18 protein-coding genes are annotated in these 17,749 nt (G+C 62.1%); 16 read left to right on the forward strand and 2 right to left on the reverse strand.

The annotated features are described in order from the left end of the window. The first annotated feature begins 19 nt into the window (after window positions 1–19). From FHK92_RS26910 to gspM, 15 genes are all read left to right on the forward strand, one after another. Window positions 20–1,438: an FAD-dependent oxidoreductase gene (locus FHK92_RS26910; RefSeq protein ID WP_003196992.1), complete on the forward strand. Its 1,419-nt coding sequence runs from the start codon at window positions 20–22 to the stop codon at window positions 1,436–1,438. A gap of 252 nt (window positions 1,439–1,690) precedes the next feature. Further along, on the forward strand, window positions 1,691–2,758 hold the full coding sequence (hemE, locus tag FHK92_RS26915; protein WP_181290826.1) for a uroporphyrinogen decarboxylase: 1,068 nt from the start codon (window positions 1,691–1,693) through the stop codon (window positions 2,756–2,758). A 351-nt stretch (window positions 2,759–3,109) separates the two neighbouring features. Beyond that, window positions 3,110–4,576 carry an N-acetylglucosamine-binding protein GbpA gene (gbpA, locus tag FHK92_RS26920; RefSeq protein ID WP_181290828.1) on the forward strand — a complete coding sequence of 489 codons (1,467 nt, stop codon included), beginning with the start codon at window positions 3,110–3,112 and terminating at the stop codon, window positions 4,574–4,576. Between the two features lie 66 nt (window positions 4,577–4,642). Then, window positions 4,643–5,185, forward strand: a complete 543-nt coding sequence (locus tag FHK92_RS26925) for a cytochrome b (protein WP_181290830.1) — start codon at window positions 4,643–4,645, stop codon at window positions 5,183–5,185. Next, the gene (locus FHK92_RS26930; RefSeq protein WP_181290832.1) at window positions 5,182–5,703 is read left to right on the forward strand and encodes a type II secretion system protein N; all 522 of its coding nucleotides are present in this window, start codon (window positions 5,182–5,184) and stop codon (window positions 5,701–5,703) included. The genes FHK92_RS26925 and FHK92_RS26930 overlap by 4 nt, the downstream gene beginning before the upstream one ends. A gap of 8 nt (window positions 5,704–5,711) precedes the next feature. Further along, entirely contained in the window at window positions 5,712–7,640 is a 1,929-nt protein-coding gene (gene gspD, locus FHK92_RS26935; RefSeq protein WP_181290834.1) for a type II secretion system secretin GspD, read from the forward strand. Further along, the gene (gene gspE / locus FHK92_RS26940) at window positions 7,637–9,100 is read left to right on the forward strand and encodes a type II secretion system ATPase GspE (protein WP_181290836.1); all 1,464 of its coding nucleotides are present in this window, start codon (window positions 7,637–7,639) and stop codon (window positions 9,098–9,100) included. Before gspD ends, gspE begins: the two co-directional genes overlap by 4 nt. A 5-nt stretch (window positions 9,101–9,105) precedes the next feature. Next, window positions 9,106–10,314, forward strand: a complete 1,209-nt coding sequence (gene gspF / locus FHK92_RS26945; RefSeq protein WP_181290838.1) for a type II secretion system inner membrane protein GspF — start codon at window positions 9,106–9,108, stop codon at window positions 10,312–10,314. A gap of 3 nt (window positions 10,315–10,317) precedes the next feature. Then, window positions 10,318–10,773 carry a type II secretion system major pseudopilin GspG gene (gene gspG / locus FHK92_RS26950; RefSeq protein WP_181290840.1) on the forward strand — a complete coding sequence of 152 codons (456 nt, stop codon included), beginning with the start codon at window positions 10,318–10,320 and terminating at the stop codon, window positions 10,771–10,773. Between the two features lie 2 nt (window positions 10,774–10,775). Then, window positions 10,776–11,243: a type II secretion system minor pseudopilin GspH gene (gspH, locus tag FHK92_RS26955; protein ID WP_181290842.1), complete on the forward strand. Its 468-nt coding sequence runs from the start codon at window positions 10,776–10,778 to the stop codon at window positions 11,241–11,243. Continuing rightward, entirely contained in the window at window positions 11,236–11,622 is a 387-nt protein-coding gene (gene gspI / locus FHK92_RS26960; RefSeq protein WP_181290843.1) for a type II secretion system minor pseudopilin GspI, read from the forward strand. The genes gspH and gspI overlap by 8 nt, the downstream gene beginning before the upstream one ends. Next, the gene (locus FHK92_RS26965; protein ID WP_181290844.1) at window positions 11,615–12,148 is read left to right on the forward strand and encodes a type II secretion system protein GspJ; all 534 of its coding nucleotides are present in this window, start codon (window positions 11,615–11,617) and stop codon (window positions 12,146–12,148) included. The genes gspI and FHK92_RS26965 overlap by 8 nt, the downstream gene beginning before the upstream one ends. After that, on the forward strand, window positions 12,145–12,990 hold the full coding sequence (locus tag FHK92_RS26970; RefSeq protein ID WP_181290845.1) for a type II secretion system protein GspK: 846 nt from the start codon (window positions 12,145–12,147) through the stop codon (window positions 12,988–12,990). Before FHK92_RS26965 ends, FHK92_RS26970 begins: the two co-directional genes overlap by 4 nt. Further along, window positions 12,990–14,093 (forward strand): type II secretion system protein GspL, encoded by a 1,104-nt coding sequence (gspL, locus tag FHK92_RS26975; RefSeq protein ID WP_181290847.1) that lies wholly within the window; start codon window positions 12,990–12,992, stop codon window positions 14,091–14,093. Before FHK92_RS26970 ends, gspL begins: the two co-directional genes overlap by 1 nt. Then, the gene (gspM, locus tag FHK92_RS26980) at window positions 14,093–14,548 is read left to right on the forward strand and encodes a type II secretion system protein GspM (RefSeq protein WP_181290849.1); all 456 of its coding nucleotides are present in this window, start codon (window positions 14,093–14,095) and stop codon (window positions 14,546–14,548) included. The genes gspL and gspM overlap by 1 nt, the downstream gene beginning before the upstream one ends. A 67-nt stretch (window positions 14,549–14,615) precedes the next feature. On the opposite strand, the gene FHK92_RS26985 is transcribed toward gspM, so the two are convergent. After that, window positions 14,616–15,860, reverse strand: coding sequence for an MFS transporter (locus tag FHK92_RS26985; RefSeq protein ID WP_445758193.1), 1,245 nt, complete (start codon window positions 15,858–15,860; stop codon window positions 14,616–14,618). A 152-nt stretch (window positions 15,861–16,012) separates the two neighbouring features. Between FHK92_RS26985 and FHK92_RS26990 the strand changes: the two genes are divergently transcribed. Further along, the gene (locus FHK92_RS26990; RefSeq protein WP_181290853.1) at window positions 16,013–16,912 is read left to right on the forward strand and encodes a LysR family transcriptional regulator; all 900 of its coding nucleotides are present in this window, start codon (window positions 16,013–16,015) and stop codon (window positions 16,910–16,912) included. 371 nt (window positions 16,913–17,283) lie between these two features. On the opposite strand, the gene FHK92_RS26995 is transcribed toward FHK92_RS26990, so the two are convergent. After that, window positions 17,284–17,730, reverse strand: coding sequence for an excinuclease (locus FHK92_RS26995; protein WP_181290855.1), 447 nt, complete (start codon window positions 17,728–17,730; stop codon window positions 17,284–17,286). Window positions 17,731–17,749 lie beyond the last annotated feature (19 nt).

Raw genomic sequence — 17,749 nt, forward strand, 5'->3', positions numbered from 1 at the left:
GTTTGATGAGGTTTTAACAATGGCTGAACGTCTGAATAACGACTTCCAGTTCATCGATGTCGGGCGCAAGGATCCGAAGAAGAAACTGTTGCGTCAACGCAAGAAAGAGTTCGTGGAAATCTACGAGCCTTTCAAACCCCAGCAGTCGGCCGACCAGGCCCACCGCTGCCTGGGCTGTGGTAACCCGTACTGCGAATGGAAGTGCCCGGTGCACAACTTCATTCCCAACTGGCTGAAGCTGGTGGCCGAGGGCAACATCCTCCAGGCCGCCGAACTGTCCCACCAGACCAATACCCTGCCGGAAGTCTGCGGCCGGGTGTGTCCGCAGGATCGCCTGTGTGAAGGTGCTTGCACCCTCAACGACGGTTTCGGCGCGGTCACGATTGGTTCTGTGGAGAAATACATCACCGACACCGCGTTCGCCATGGGCTGGCGCCCGGACATGTCCAAGGTCAAGCCGACCGGCAAGCGCGTGGCGATCATCGGCGCGGGCCCGGCGGGGCTGGGCTGCGCCGACGTGTTGGTACGTGGCGGCGTGACGCCGGTGGTGTTCGACAAGAACCCGGAAATCGGTGGCCTGCTGACCTTTGGCATCCCCGAGTTCAAGCTGGAAAAGACCGTGCTGAGCAATCGTCGCGAAGTCTTCACCGGCATGGGCATCGAGTTCCGCCTGAACACCGAGGTGGGCAAGGACGTGACCATGGAGCAACTGCTCGAAGAATACGATGCGGTCTTCATGGGCATGGGCACCTACACTTACATGAAGGGCGGCTTTGCCGGCGAGGACCTGCCGGGCGTGTACGACGCGCTGGACTTCCTGATCGCCAACGTCAACCGCAACCTGGGCTTTGAAAAGTCGCCGGAAGATTTCGTCGACATGAAAGGCAAGAAGGTCGTGGTGCTCGGCGGTGGCGACACGGCGATGGACTGCAATCGCACGTCGATTCGCCAGGGCGCCAAGTCGGTAACCTGCGCCTACCGTCGTGACGAAGCGAACATGCCCGGCTCGCGCAAAGAGGTGAAGAACGCCAAGGAAGAAGGCGTGAAGTTCCTCTACAACCGCCAGCCGATCGCCATCGTCGGTGAAGACAAGGTCGAAGGCGTGAAGGTGGTCGAGACCCGTCTCGGCGAACCGGACGCCCGCGGCCGCCGCAGCCCCGAGCCGATCCCGGGCTCCGAAGAGATCATCCCGGCCGATGCCGTGGTCATCGCCTTCGGCTTCCGCCCGAGCCCGGCGCCGTGGTTCGAGCAGTTCAGCATCCAGACCGACAGCCAGGGCCGCGTCGTAGCCCCGGAACAGGGCCAGTACAAACACCAGACCAGCAACCCGAAGATCTTCGCCGGTGGCGACATGGTCCGCGGTTCCGACCTGGTGGTGACGGCGATCTTCGAAGGCCGCAATGCGGCGGAAGGGATCCTGGATTACCTGCAAGTCTGATCACTTTCCATAGCTGGAATGCGATCAAAATGTGGGAGCGAGCTTGCTCGCGATAGCGGTGGATCAGTCGACGAAGATGTTGAATGTGACGCCCTCATCGCGAGCAAGCTCGCTCCCACAGGTGTCATGTGGTGTTGCGAAAATTGCCTGGCACCGCGACAAATTGCCCCGATAGATAAAAGGCACGGCTCTTGCCGTGCCTTTTGCGTCGCGCTCTGAGAAAATGCCCGCACTTTTTTTCCGGATGCCGACATGACTGCCCTGAAGAACGACCGTTTCCTTCGCGCCCTGCTCAAGCAACCTGTAGACGTCACCCCGGTATGGATGATGCGCCAGGCCGGTCGCTATCTGCCGGAGTACCGCGCCAGCCGCGCCAAGGCCGGTGACTTCATGAGCCTGTGCATGAACCCGCAGTTCGCCTGCGAAGTCACGATGCAGCCGCTGGACCGCTATCCGCAACTGGACGCGGCGATCCTGTTCTCCGACATCCTCACCATTCCCGACGCCATGGGCCAAGGCCTGTACTTCGAGACCGGCGAAGGTCCGCGTTTCAAGAAAGTCGTCAGCACCCTGGCCGACATCGAGGCGCTGCCGATTCCCGATCCGCAGAAGGACCTGGGCTACGTCATGGACGCGGTCAGCACCATCCGCCGTGAACTCAACGGTCGCGTGCCGCTGATCGGTTTTTCCGGCAGTCCGTGGACACTCGCGACCTACATGGTCGAAGGCGGCTCGTCGAAGGACTTCCGCAAGACCAAGGCGATGCTCTACGACAATCCGCAAGCCATGCATCTGTTGCTGGACAAGCTGGCCCAGTCGGTGACGTCCTATCTTAACGGCCAGATCCTGGCCGGTGCGCAAGCGGTGCAGATCTTCGATACCTGGGGCGGCAACCTGTCGGCGGCGGCCTACCAGGAGTTCTCCCTGGCCTACATGCGCAAGATCGTCAGCGGCCTGATCCGCGAACACGAAGGTCGCCAAGTGCCGGTGATCCTGTTCACCAAGAACGGCGGCCTGTGGCTGGAAAGTATCGCCGATGCCGGCGCCGACGCCCTGGGCCTGGACTGGACTTGCGACATCGGCAACGCTCGCGAGCGCGTCGGTCACAAGGTTGCGTTGCAAGGCAACATGGACCCAACCGTGCTTTACGCCAAGCCCGAAGCCATCCGCGCTGAAGTCGGACGCATCCTTGCCAGTTATGGCAAGGGCAGTGGTCATGTATTCAACCTTGGCCATGGCATCACCCCTGAAGTCGACCCGGAACACGCCGGTGCTTTCCTGCGAGCGGTGCATGAGTTGTCGGCGCAATACCACCTCTGATTGCAGCCCTGTCACCCAGCCTGTCCGGACCCGTGCCGGACAGGCTTTTTTATGTCCGCTTGTTTAACGATCCGACCATAAATCCAGTCGGTCGTTATACCTGGCGCGTTAAATTGTGTTTGTTTGTCTTTTTTCGGTAACGAGTTCTATTCGTAAGAAAATTCTCAAGTTATGTAGGGGGAATTCATTCCAAGATGATTCCTTCTATGTTGAGAGATTTGTCCTACATATTAAGGTTTTAGCTTCCTATAAGGTTCCGGGCACTTGCAAGGGTGGGCGCTGAGCAGTCTGGCGCACCTTTCGAGAGGACGGTGATACGTCTTTCATTTTTGATGACTGGTCGGAAATTATATGAAAAAGAACTTCGATAAGAGCAATGTGTTAACGGGGTGTGCATCCTCATTAGTTCTGTTGTCGGCCATGGCGGCATCCCAAGGTGTGCTGGCCCATGGTTATGTCGACGTACCACCTTCTCGCGCACTGTTGTGCCAGAAAGGCGTCAATCTGAACTGCGGCGGCGCGCAATACGAGCCGCAGAGTACCGGCGAAACCTTCAAGGGCTTCCCGAATGGAGCGGGTGGTGCGCCGCTGCAGGGGCCTATCGATGGCAAAATCGCCAGCGGCGGCAATGCCCGGTTTTCTGCCCTGGACGCGCAATCGGCTTCGCGCTGGCATCTGACTGAAATCAGAGACCGCAACATTACCTTTCAATGGCACTACTCCGCCGCGCACCCGGCGACCAAACACGAATATTTCATTACCCGCGACGGTTGGAACCCGAACGAAGTGCTCAAGCGTGCCTCGTTCGACAGCACACCGTTCTGCACGGTAGATGGCGGTAATCAACTTCCGGTAAGCGGTGCCCCGCACAATTGCGTCATTCCCGACAGCAAGACGGGCCATCACGTCATTCTGGGGATCTGGACGGTCGGCGATACCGATGCCGCATTTTACAACCCGATCGATGTAAACATTCTCGCCGAAGCCGCATTGCCGGGCGGCTGGTCGCCGGTGGGCAGCATTACGCCATCGACCCAGTTGCGGGCAGGTGACAAGGTCAAGGCCCGAGCATTCGCTGCCACCGGTGAAAATACCGAGTACAGCGTAGAGATCGGCATCGACAACGCCGAGGAAGGCCTGGCTGAAAACTGGTCGTTCAAACTGGCCGAAGCCATCAACAACGCCCATCCGCTGATTCGTGCCGGGGTTCGTGACGCAGACGGCAATATCACGCCGGTCAAAGGCACCAACGGTCTGTATGCCCAGAAAGAAAGCGGTGTGACCCGCTATGAAGTGCAGCTGGATATGCAGGAAGACGTCGGCGCCAGCATGGAAATTTCCTCCCTGCAGCCAGAGTACGCACTCGACAAAGGTCAAGTCAGCATGGCGTTCACCGCGCAGACGAACCGCCGGATGAACCTCGAAGCCACCTTGTTCGATGAGAAGAACAAGCAGGTTGGCGTCGTAAGCCAGACCGTGGGTGAAGGTAGCACAGGTCTGAACCTGGAGGTGCGTAGCGCTCCAGGCGCTCACACCCTGACGCTGGTAGGAACCACCGAAGACGGGCGAACCTCCCGCCAGGATACCAAGTCGGTCACCCTGACCGGCGAAGACGCGGGTATCGAGTACGACTTCGTGTTCCCCGAAGGTATCAGCGGCTACACCGCCGGCACGAAAGTGCTGCAGCCCAAGACTGACGAAGTCTTCGAATGCAAGCCGTTTCCCGAATCCGGTTTCTGCAAGCAGTACAGCCCGTCGGCAAACGGTTTCGAACCGGGTGTCGGTGCGTCGTGGCAAAGCGCCTGGAACAAGCTGTAAGTCCTGACAGGCACGGCCCCAGGCGATCGCACGGATTACCTGGGGCCTTCAGACGAGAACACAGTGATGTCTATCCCTTACTCCAGACGACGGGTGCTGCTGCACTGGCTGTCGGCTGTCATTATTTTATGGGCGTTGATGTCCGGTTTTTATGTGGCGTTCAACTCGGTATCAGCTACGACCCAACAGTGGGTCGGCTCACTCAATGTGTCGCTGACCACGCTGTTAATTCCGTTTTTTGTCTGGCGGACCTGGCTGTTTGTCTGCGAGCTGGAGCCCCGTGGGGCGAGGCTTTCATTGAACAAGCGGCTGGCCTTGGCGGTACATGCGCTGATTTACCTGGTCATTGGTGTCGTACTGGTGACTGGCGTGCTGATGATGAAAAGCGCCATCAATGTCTTTGGTCTCGTTCGATTCCCCCAGCCATTGGCTGATCTGGCTTTGATCGAACTAGCCAACACCGTCCACATCCTCTCTTGCGTGGTGCTTTCCATGCTCGTCGCGCTGCATCTGTGCGCGGTGCTCTGGCACGAGTTTTCCGGACGCCGGGTGGTGCAAAGAATGTCCTTCGCCAAGCCTTCGAACATGCTCCGGAGAGCGCCAAGGTGAACCTGTCGTTTCGGGTCGGCATGCCGAAGCTGTTGCTGCTGCTCGTGCCGCTGCTCTATGGGGGATTCCTGGCCGGACAAGAGTGGCGTTTTCGCCAGGCATTGGGCCATGACCTACCGGTGGTGGCCGACTTGCCGGTGACGCCGGTTCGCGACGTGCCCAACGTGCAAGCGGTGGCGACCGTGCTCGGCCTGGCGCCTGAAGGTGCCCAGGTGCCAAGCGCCGAACCGATTACGTTGCAAGCCAGTTTCGTTGCCGACCAAGGTTTGTCGCGGGCATTGCTGGCGGACACCACCGGCCCGCGCATTTACCAAGTGGGTGAGCGCTTGCCCGGTGGCAGCGTGTTGCGCCGGGTCGAGGCCAGCCATGTGACGCTGTGGCGCAATGGGCGTGAAGAACGGTTGACCCTGCAACCGGCGGCCAAGCCTTTGCTGCGCCAGCTGGGCCACGAAGACGGGCGCCACGCGGCTATCCACTCCTCGCAATACCTACGCCCGGTGGCTGGGCAATCAGAGTGATCAAGTTCATGAACAGCTTTATCCGGGGCCGTGTTTCGCGCGTCCTGTTCTGCCTCGCCGCGTCCTGCCTGCTGACGCCCGTCGGTTTGCTGCAGGCCGAAGAGGCCCAGTGGCAACTGGCAATGAACAACGCGGAACTGCGCGACGTGGTCGAGGAATTCTCCGCGATCCTGGGCAAGACCGTGGTGCTCGATCCCCGCGTGTCGGGGCGCATCACCGTCATGTCGCGTGAGGCGCTGAACCGCGAAGGCGTGCGTCGGTTGTTCTATTCGGTTCTCGATGCGCATAACTTCACCGTGATTGACGAAGGCGAGCGGATCCTGATCACACCGGTCAGCGATGCCAAGACGCGCGCCGGAATCGCCGATGCAAAAAGCGCCACGCCGTCGCAGTTCGTTACCCGGGTCCTGGACCTGCAATCGAGCATCGCCGCCGACGTCGCCGGGTTGATCCGGCCCTTGGTGTCGGCCAATGGTTACGTCGGCCCTTCGGTATCGTCCAACGCCCTGGTGGTCACCGACACCGCTGCCAATGTCCAGCGCATCGCCGAAGTGGTTCGACAGTTGGACTCGGGGCGCAACCGCAATCACGTGGTGGTGCGCTTGCAGCACGCCTTGGCCGGGGACATCGCGCCATTGGTGGACGCCTCCGGCGGCAAGCGCGAGGGTGATACGGCGGGCGTGGTGATCGCCGACGCGCGCAGCAATCGACTGGTGATCATCGGCGCGCCAGCGGTGCGCCAGCGTCTGGTCGATCTGGCCCGGACCCTGGATGTCCCGGCCGCCGCATCCCAGGACAACGCCCGGGTCATCCGCCTGCGCCATAGCGATGCCAAGCAATTGGCCGAGGTGTTGGAAGGGGTCGGTCAGGATAGGAAAACCAAACCGGCCCTGGCCGGCCTGCGGGACAGTGCTGTCGCCAGTCCATTCATGATCAAGGCCGATGAAAGCCAGAATGCCCTGGTGTTGATCGCCGACCCGGCGCAGATTCGTATCATTGAAAACATCGTCCGTGAACTGGACCAACCTCGGGCTCAAGTGCTTATCCACGCGGCTATCGTGGAGGTTTCTGGGGACATTACCGAAGCCTTGGGCGTGCAGTGGGGCCTCGACAGAGGCAGCGCGACCGGGTTCATCAACTTTCCGGGAACCGATATCCCGATCATTGGCAACCTGAATCTAAGTGAGCTGGATAAAGGACCTGAAGGCGCGATCCTGCGGCTGGGCGGCGACCGCTTCAGTGCGCTGATCTCGGCGCTGGCGAGCAATACCCACAGCAACCTGCTGTCCACCCCCAGCTTGCTGACTTTGGATAACCAGGAAGCGGAAATCATTGTGGGCCAGAACGTCCCGTTCAAGACGGGCTCCTACGCCACCAGCGGCAACGGTGCGGACAATCCGTTCACCACCGTGGAGCGCAAGGACGTCGGCATCAGCCTCAAGGTCAAGCCGTACATCAACGAAGGCTCGACCTTGCGCCTGGAAGTGGAGCAGGAAGTTTCGGATATCGCGCCGTCGGTCTCCGGTGTGGATTCCTCTGACTTGATCACCAACAAGCGCGCCTTGAAGAGCACGATCCTGGCGGACGATGGTGAGATCATCGTGATCGGCGGCCTGATCCGCGACAGTGTCCGCACCCAGCAAAGCGGCGTGCCACTGATGCGCAGCATTCCGTACCTTGGCGCGTTGTTTCGCTGGAACCGTGACACCCAGACCAAAAGCAACTTGATGGTGTTCCTGCGCCCGACCATCGTGCGCAGCAACGAAGACCTGGCCGAGGTCAGTCGCCAGCGCTACGACGCGCTCCGGGAGCTGAGCAAACCCGGCTCGCGAAAAAACAATTCGCTGCTGTTGCCGCGCGATGCCCGCCAGTTGTTCGAGTCATCCACGGATGCGTCGGCGGTCGACTCGCGCCTACAGCGCTCCGGTGACCTTTGAGCGAGCCGTTGCCCTTTGGTTTCGCCAGGCGCCTGGGCGTGCTGTTGGAAGGCTCGGGGCCGACCTTGAGCCTGGTCATGCGCCGCGATACGCCGCTGACGGCCGTGGCCGAAGTGCGGCGCCTGTGCGGGCGGGACTTGCCGATCCAGGTGGTGGAGCCGGCACAGTTCGCCTTGCGCCTGGCCAGCGTCTATCGCCAGGGCCAGAGCGCCGCCGAGCAGGTGGCCCAGGGCCTGGACGAGGAACTGGATCTGCTCAGCCTGGCCGACCAGATGCCGCAGACCACCGACCTGCTGGAACAGCAGGGCGATGCGCCGATCATCCGGCTGATCAATGCGCTGCTCAGCGAGGCGGTTCGCGAACACGCCTCGGATGTGCATCTGGAAACGTTCGAGCAATACCTGTCGGTGCGCATGCGCATCGACGGACAGTTGCAGGAAATGCTCCGTCCGCGTCGGGAACTGGCGAATCTGCTGGTGTCGCGGATCAAGGTCATGGCGCGCCTGGACATCGCCGAAAAACGCGTGCCCCAGGACGGTCGAATGGCGTTGCGCCTGGCCGGCCACGAGGTCGATGTGCGGGTCTCGACCCTGCCGTCGGCCCATGGCGAGCGGGTGGTGTTGCGCCTGCTGGACAAACAGGCCGGGCGCCTGGATCTGCAACGCCTGGGCCTGCCCGACGACACCCTGGCGAGCCTGCGCCAGCTGCTCGGCAAGCCCCACGGCATCGTGTTGGTCACCGGGCCCACGGGGTCGGGGAAAACCACCAGTCTGTACGCGGCGCTGAGCAGCATCAACGACCAGAGCCGCAATATTCTTACGGTCGAAGACCCCATCGAATACCACCTGCCGGGCATTGGCCAGATGCCGGTCAACCCGAAAGTCGACATGACTTTTGCCCGTGGCTTGCGGGCCATTTTGCGCCAGGACCCGGACGTGGTGATGGTCGGCGAAATACGCGACCGCGAGACCGCCGAAATCGCCGTCCAGGCGTCGCTGACCGGGCACTTGGTGCTCTCGACCCTGCACACCAACACCGCCGTCGGTGCGGTCACGCGGTTGGTGGACATGGGCGTGGATGCCTATCTGCTGGCGTCGTCCCTGGCCGGCATCGTCGCCCAGCGCTTGCTGCGTCGTCTGTGCCCGTCCTGCAAAACGCCGTATGTGGCTGACGCCGCCACGTGTCGGCGCCTGGGCCTTGACGCCGCTGCCGCGCCCCGGTTGTTCAAGGCCCAGGGCTGCGAGCAATGCCAGAAAGGCTATCGCGGACGCTTCGGGATCTATGAACTGGTGAATGTCAGCGCCGTCCTGTCGCAGCTGATTCACCAGGGCGCCACCGAGCAGGCGCTGGCCGCCGAGGCGCGCAAGACCTCCCGCAGCCTGTTCCAGGACGGCCGTCGGCGCGTGCTGGAAGGCCTGACCAGTGTTGACGAATTGCTGCGCATCACTCAGGAGGATTAGCGCCCATGCCGACCTTCGTTTATCGGGCCGAAGACGCCCATGGCCGTCGCTGTAAGGGCCGCGTGGACGCCGACAGCCCGCGCCATGCTCGCCAGTTGCTGCGCGAGCGCGGCTTGCTGCCCAGCGAACTTGCCGAAGCCAAGGAGCAACGAACCCTGGGCGGGCGGCATGCCGGGGGACGTTTGAGCCCGGCGGATCTGGCGTTGCTGACGTTGCAGCTCTCCACCCTGATCCAGGCCGGACTGCCGCTTGAAGAATCGCTGGAGGCGGTGGCGCAACAGAGCCAGAAGCGCCGCGTTGCCCACCTGCTGGCGGCGGTGCGCGGCCGGGTGATGGAGGGGCACGCGTTGGCGACGGCACTGAAGGCCTTTCCCCAGGCGTTCCCCGAGCTGTTCTGCGCCACGGTCGCGGCGGGCGAACAATCCGGTCACCTTGGCCAAGTATTGGAACAACTGGCGAGCTACACCCAGGCGCGCCAGGCCTCGCGCCAGCGCATTCAATTGGCATTGGTGTACCCGCTGATCCTGATGCTGGCCTGCGTCGCGATTGTTGGCTTCCTGCTGGGCTACGTGGTGCCGGACGTGGTGAAGATTTTCATCGACAGCGGCCAGCCGTTGCCCTGGCTGACCCAGGCGCTGATCGCCGTGAGCGATGGCTTGCGTCGCCATGGCCTGTTGATGTCCGGTGTCCTGGCCGGGCTGTTCGGGTTGTGGCGCTGGAGCTTGCGTCAGCCGACGTGGCGCCTGCGCTGGCACCGCTTGTTGCTGCGGCTGCCGCTGTTGGGCGAAGTGCTGCGGGCGATGGAAGCGGCGCGATTCGCCAGCACCTTGGCGATCCTGAGCAAAAGCGCGGTGCCGCTGGTGGATGCCTTGCACATCGCCGCGCAGGTGATCGGCAACCTGACGATTCGCGCCCGCATGGCCGACGTCGCCCGTTCGGTCCGCGAAGGCGGGACCCTGACCCGTGGCCTGGAGCAGGGCGGTGATATCCCACCGCTGATGCTGCACATGATCGCCAGCGGCGAGCGGGCCGGCGAGCTCGACAACATGCTGGCCCGGGCCGCCGAACAACAGGAGGCCAGCCTCGCGGCGCGCATTGCGCTGGTGGTGAGCCTTTTCGAACCGGCCATGTTGGTGCTGATGGGCGGTGTCGTGCTGCTGATCGTCATGGCCATCCTCCTACCGATCCTGAGCCTCAACCAATTGGTGAATTGACCGATGAAACCTCAAAGCAACCCACCCGCACGCCCCCAACGCGGTTTCACCCTGATCGAAATCATGGTGGTGGTGGTCATCATTGGCGTGCTCGGCGCCATCGTGGTGCCGCAGTTCATGAGCCGACCCGACCAGGCCAAGGTCACGGCCGCCCGCACCGATCTCCAGGCGATCGCCACGGCCCTGGAAATGTATCGCCTCGACAACTTCCAGTACCCCTCGACCCAACAAGGCCTGGAGGCGTTGAGCAAACGCCCGTCCGGCACGCCCGTGGCCAGGAGCTGGAACCCACAAGGGTATCTGAAAAGCCTGCCGATCGACCCTTGGGGCACGCCCTACCAGTACGTCAATCCTGGGCACAAATCCGTTGATGGCAGCTACGACCTGTACTCCCTGGGCGCCGACGGCGTGTTGGGGGGTGAAGGGATGGCGGCCGACATCGGCAATTGGGTCGAGTGAACATGCCACGTCGTTGCCGGGGCTTCACCTTGCTGGAGCTAATGGTGGTCATCGTCTTGATCGGCGTCCTGGCGGGCATGGTCCGTTTCGCCACGGGGGCGAGCCCGGCGCGGGAGGCAAGGCAGCAGGCGCGCGACTTCGTCGCGGTGGTGCACCAGTTGCGCGAGCGGGCGGTGTTGGACGGGCAGGAATACGGCGTGCGCGTGCAGCCAGGCGGTTATCAGGCGTTGCGACTCGAAGCCCAGGACTGGACGGCAGTGTCGGCGTCGCATCGAATGCCCGAGGGCCTGACGCTTGGCTTGGAGCAGGACGGCCATGTTCTGCGCCTCGATGATGTCCAGGGACCGCCGCAGTTGCTGCTGCTCAGCAGTGACGAGATCAGCCCGTTCAGGCTATTGATCAAAGTCGCTGGGCAAGCGATTGCCCGGGTATCGAGCGATGGCCTGGCGGAGCCGCTGATCGATGAGTAACGCGCGCGGGCAGGCCGCCGCTTGCCAGGGTTTCACGCTGTTGGAAGTCATGATTGCCCTGGCGATTTTCGCCACGCTGGCGGCGGCCGTGCTTTCGGCCAGCCAATTCGTGCTCAAGCAAAGCGCCGGCCTGGAGGACCGTCTGTTCGGTGCCTGGCTGGCGGACAATCAGTTGAGCGAACTACGCCTGCAAACCGTCACGCCGCCCGGCCAACAGCGACTGAATCGACACCTGGATCGCCGCGATTGGGTCTTGCAACAGCGCGTCGCCCCGGCCCATGACGGGCGCCTGCTGCGGGTCGAGATCCAGGTGAGCCGCGGCGACAGCGCCACCGTCGTACGCCGCACCACCGGGTGGATTGGTCGTCGTCATGAATAAGCAGTCGGGTTTCACCTTGTTGGAACTGGTCGTTGCAATCGCCATTTTTGCCTTGCTCGGCCTGGCCAGTTGGCGGTTGTTCAACGGCGTCGTGCGGACCCAACAAGGAGTCGGTCAACACGAACGCGACATCAGGGCCTTGCAGCGTGCTGTCGGCGTGATCGAACGGGATGTATGGCAGGCGGTTGCCGACTCGGTCGTGCTGGCGCCGGGGCACTTGCAGTTGCAGCGCAGCCATTGGCGCAACCCATTGGACCAGCCACGCAGTGAACGGCAAACGGTGCGCTACCAGCTCAAGGGCGGTGCGTTATGGCGCGAGAGTATCGGCGAGGGCACGACACTTGTGCAGCGGCAAAAATTGCTCGACGAGGTCCACAGCTTGAGCTGGCGGGTGCTCGACCGACAGCGGGACTGGCACCGCGAAAGCGCTAGGGGCACCGAGCCGCTGGCGCTGGAATTAATCGTGTCGGCGGGGCGTTTCGAGCAGATCCGTCGAGTGTTGCTGTTGCCGGAGGCGCTGCCTTGAAGCGCCAACGCGGCGTGGCGCTGATCAGTGTGCTGCTGGTACTGAGCCTGGCTTTGCTGCTGGTCGGTGGGCTGTTGCGCAGCCATCGGGTGCTGTTGCACAGCAGCGCGCAGCAACTGCAACAGGTCCAGCTGCGGCAATTGGGCTTGGCAGGGGAAGACTGGGCGCGGGTGGTGCTGGAGGATAGCGCAATAACGTCGTCCGGGCCCGTTGACCTGAGCCAGGATTGGGCCCGGATCGAGCCCGTGTTGGAAGTGGACGGCGCCGAGCTGCGCATCGCTATCGAGGATCTGTCCGGGCGCCTGAATCTCAACGCGCTGCTGGCCCTGGGGCAAATCGATCAGGTCACCCTCAGTCGCTGGAGTCGCCTGCTGGCCTTGCTGGATCTGCCGCCACTGGCGTTGCCCCAGGTGGGGCCGGTGCAAGAGTTGAGTCAACTGCGTCTGCTGCCAGGCATCGACGGCCAGACACTGCGGCGCCTGGAACCCTGGGTGGTGTTGCTGCCCAAGGACGCACGCCTGAACATCAATACCGCCCCGCAGCGTGTACTGATGACCCTTGATGGCATGGAAACCGGGGCCGCCAAGACGTTGGCCAACCAGCGTCGCCATGCGCCATACGCCAGCGTGCAGGCGTTTACCAACGACCCGTTGCTGTCCGGAGTCGGCCTCAACAGCCATGGGTTGGGCGTGGGCAGCCGCTGGTTTCGAATCACCGTGAGCGTGACCCATGGCGACAGCCGTCTGCGCCTGGCCTCGGATATCGAGCGCGATTCTGTTAGCGGGCGCTGGACGGTTCGTCAGCGTCGTTTCTTACCCTTCAGCCCCAGCGAGCTTCCTTGATGAAAACCTGGCTTTACCTGACGGCCGAAGGCCTGGACGCGCCGTGCGCAAAGTGGCCGTGCTGCGTGTGGTCGCCCACCGGTGAACGTCGTCGCCTGCCGCTGCACGAGGCGGCCGGCGAGTTGAACGGACGGCCCGTCGATGTGCTGTTGCCAATGGAAATGTGCAGTTGGTTGCGCAGCGATCCGTGGCCGTCTCGACGCCAGCCCAGGCCCCAGGCCCTGGCATTCGCCATCGAAGAGCAACTGAGTGAAAACCTGGAGGCGCTGCACATCAGCATCGGCCCGCGGGATCATCAGCACCGCTATCCGCTGATGGTGACGGAGCGCGGCCGGTTCCGGGCGTTGCTGGCGCTGCTCGCCGAGCAGGGCATCGACACGCGGGCAGTGCATGTCGACGCTGACTTGTTTTGCAAGAACCAGGCATCGGGCGTGCGCTGGTTCGGGCGCTGGTTGCTGGGTGGCGGGCTGTCGGCGCGCCTGTCATTGTCGCCAGGGGCTTTGATGACGCTCAAGCCGGGCCTGCCCGAAGACATTCAGTGGCTGGATGAAGAGCTTGATTGCCCAGGTATCGATGAATGGATATTGAATGCGAATGGACGTCCCATCGACCTGTTGCAAGGTGAGTTTCGTCGACGCCGACGCCCGCTGCCATGGCGTGGTGCTTCGGCGGCGATACTGGGCCTGTTGGTGCTCACCTGGGCCTTCAGCGATGCCCGCGTGCGCTTTCTGGAAAGTGAAACCCAGCTTTTGTATGCCCAAAGTGAGCAGCGGTTCAGGTCGCTGTATCCCAGGCAGGAACGGATCGTCGATCTGGCGGCACAGTTCCAGGCATTGCAGAGCCGACGCGGGCAAAGCCAGGACACCCAGGTCGCGCGTCTGACCCGTCTGACCGAGCAGGTCATCGGCGCCAGCAACGTCGAGGTGCAGCGCATCGATTTTCGTGAAGGCGAAGGTTGGAAAATCCAACTGACAGCGAACAGTTTCGTCGAACTGGAACAGCTGCGTGAACGCGGGCAGCAAAACGGGTTGCCTGTCACCTTGGGCAGCGCCAGCAAGCAGAACAACCGCGTGCTGGCCATCCTCACGCTGGAGAACAGTTGATGAAACTCAATGGATGGCAGGTCTCGAAGCAGGTCTGGGGAAGCCTGTCGCGCCGGGAACAAGGGTTGTTGCTGGGGCTTGTCGGGTTGTTGTCGCTCGCGCTGGCCTACGCCGCGATTTGGCAACCGACCCGGCAACGGCTGGAGGTTGCCGAGCGACAGTACCGCCAACAAGCCGAACTGAGCGTCCGCATCCAGCGCGCCGAACCCAGCCGGGACACAACGGCCGCTAACCGGCCCTTGTCGGTGCGCGTCAATGAGAGTGCGACGGCGGCGGGGTTGGACATCGCGGAAATGGACGTCGAGGGCGACTCGTTGCGACTCGCCGTCAGGGGTGATGCGAGTGCGTTGCTGCGGTGGTTGGATCGACAAGAGCGGGAGGGCGCGGGGTTGCGGTCGCTGACCTTGGAAGCGCGTGATGATGCGCTGGAGGCTCGAGTGGTGTTGCATCAATGACCGACTGAGCACACAGCAACCTCGACCAGAAGAATTGGGTTTTTGTGGCGAGGGGATTTAGTGATGGCTAAACCTGCACATTCCCCGGCAACAATGGCAATTTCGCCAGCTTCACCGCCACGCACAACGCAATCACCAACAAAGCACCAATGAACAGGCCGATTCCGTTCCAGCCACCGAGATGCCAGGCCACGCCGCCCGCCGTGCCCGCAACGCTGGAGCCGGCATAATAGCTGAACAGATAAAGCGACGAAGCCTGGCCCTTGGCCTTGAGGGCGCGGCGGCCGATCCAGCTGCTGGCGACCGAGTGGGCGCCAAAGAAGCCGAAGGTGAATACCAGCATGCCGATGATCACCAGCCACAGCGGCGTGAACAAGGTCAGGATGAGGCCCGCCAACATCAGCGCGATGGTCGCCCAAAGCATTTTCCGACGACCGAGCTTGTCAGCCATGGCGCCCACCTTCGCAGAACTGTAGATGCCCGAAAGGTAAACCACCGAAAGCAGCCCGACGAACGCTTGATCCAGGTGATAAGGCGCGGCCAGCAGGCGATAGCCGATGTAGTTGAACAACGTCACGAACGCGCCCATCAATACAAAGGCTTCAAGAAACAGCAGCGGCAGCCCAGCGTCGCGAAAGTGCATGATGAACCCGTCCAGCAAGCTGCGCGGATGCAGCGACCTGGGGCGGAAATTGCGTGACTCGGGAAGAATCCGCCAGAACACCGCCGCCGCGATCAGCGCCAGGCCACCGATCACCAACATCGCCGTGTGCCAACTGACAAAATCGATCAACACCCCAGTGATCAGACGGCCGCACATGCCACCGATGGCGTTGCCGGCGATATACAGCCCCATCGCGAGGCCGATGTGCTTGGGATGGATTTCTTCGCTCAGGTAGGTCATCGCCACCGCCGCCAAACCGCTCAGTGACAGCCCGACCAAGGCGCGCAGCATCAGCACACCCTGCCAGGTCGGCATCATCGCGCTGGCAATCGTGCATATCGACGCGGCGAACAGTGCCGCGACCATCACCGGCTTGCGGCCGATGCGGTCGGAAATCGGGCCAGTGATCAATAAGCCGATGGCGAGCAGGCCGGTCGCCACCGACAGGATCAAGCTGCTTTGCGCCGCGTTGATGGAGAATTCCTGGGACAACAACGGCATCATCGGTTGCACGCAATAGAGCAGGGCAAACGTCGCGAAGCCACCGCAGAACAGCGCCAGCACCGTGCGCATGAACATCGGCGTGCCCTTCTCGATGTAGATGTCCTTCAATTCGGCGACGACATCATCTTGCGCACGGGGAGGGATTTCATGGGCGAGTGGGGCGACAGCAGTTTTCACGATGAACCTCGGAGGAGCACGGCCAGGCAGGCAATGAAAAAAGCATATAGCCGGCTAATGATTCTATCCAATATATTGTTCGACCTATTTAAGACGTTAAACGACCTACTGGGGTTTCCATGGAACTGCGGCATTTGCGCTACTTCATCGCCGTCGCCGAAGAACTGCACTTCGGCCGCGCCGCACTCGCCCTGGGCATTTCCCAGCCACCGTTGAGCCAGCAGATCCAGGCGCTGGAGCAAGAAATTGGCGCGCGGCTGTTCGATCGCACCAATCGTCGGGTCGAACTGAGCGAAGCCGGGCGGCTATTCCTGGAAGAGGCGCGGCGGGTATTGGCCCAAGTCGACAAGGCCGCCGATGTGGCCCGCCGCGCTCAACTGGGCGAATTGGGTGAGCTGAAGATCGGCTTTACCTCCTCGGCGCCCTTCAACTCCACTATCCCCCAAGCAATTTTTACCTTTCGCCAACGCTTTCCCGCCGTGCACCTGAACCTGCGGGAAATGAGCAGCACCCAAGTGGCCGACGCGTTGATGGACGAAGTGATCGAAGTCGGCATCATGCGCCCGTTGCCGTTGCCCGACTCATTGGCCGAAATCGAACTCAGCCGCGAACCGCTGGTGGCCGTGCTCAGCGCCAAGCATCCGCTGGCCCAGGGCAATGAAGACGGCCTGTTTCTTGCCGCGTTGGCCCAGGAGCCGTTCGTGTTCTTTCCGCGAAGCTACGGCAGCGGTCTTTACGCGCAACTCCTGAACCTGGCCCGCGACGCCGGCTTCAGCCCGCACTTCGCGCAAGAGGCGGGGGAGGCCATGACCATCATCGGCCTGGTGGCGGCGGGGCTGGGAGTCTCGGTGCTGCCGGCGTCTTATCAGCGCATGCGTATTGATGGGGTGGTTTACCGACCGCTGCTTGACCCGGCGGCGGTTTCGGCGGTGTGGCTGGTACAGCGCAAGGATCAGCGTTCGCCGATGGCGAAGGCGTTTGTGGCGTTGTTGACGGGGGACGGAATCGGGAAGGGTTGAGTGAAGCCCGTATCACGGCTTTCTTGGTCACTTCGTTCATCCTTGGCATTCCCGGCTTGTGGTTGGGATGTGACCGTAGCGCGAACTTCAAGGGTTTTGGTGTGGGAAATTTCGGAAATTAGGTGCTCCGCTTTCCGGGTTTTGATCTCGCCGTCCTGGGAGGCGCTTACGGTATTCGATTTCTTGCGGTTGTTTGGGGCCGCTGCGCAGCCCGGCGGGAGCAAGCTCCCTCGCCACAGGGGCGCGTGAGGGCAGATACCTGTGGGAGCGAGCTTGCTCGCGATGACGGCTGCATGGCCGGCATCATCGGCTAGGACCTACCGCTATCGGCCCCGGAGCTGCCGAAGGCTGCGATTTTTTGATCTTTTAATCTACTGCACCTTCGCCAAATCACCTTTCAACGCAACACCCGCCATGATCGCCCCAGCGTGGCATTCATAGGTGGTTGGGTCCTTGCGCTCGTTGCTCTTATAGAAGCTGACGATGTTGGTGACGGCGTTGGCGCCGGCGTTCTTGGCGGCTTGGTGCAGGCTGATCAGGGCTGATTGCAGCACCCATTCGCAGGCCACTTCGTCGGACTTGTTGAAGGCGTTGGTTTTCTTGTTGGTCACCGCGCCTGGGCTGACCACGGTGACGTTGCCGGCCGGTTTGTTGCCGGCCAGGTAAAACTTCACGCTGCCGTCGATCTTGCCGGTGCGGATGGCTTCGGCGACGACTTTGTCGAACGGCAGGAACAGCGCGGTATCACGGGCCTGGCTGAGGCTTGGCAGGGTGCTGAGCAACAGGGCGGCAGTCACGGCGATTTTCTTCAACGGCATCATGGTCTCCTTGACCAGG

It is taken from the genome of Pseudomonas brassicacearum subsp. neoaurantiaca (assembly GCF_013608025.1).
GTDB lineage: Bacteria > Pseudomonadota > Gammaproteobacteria > Pseudomonadales > Pseudomonadaceae > Aquipseudomonas.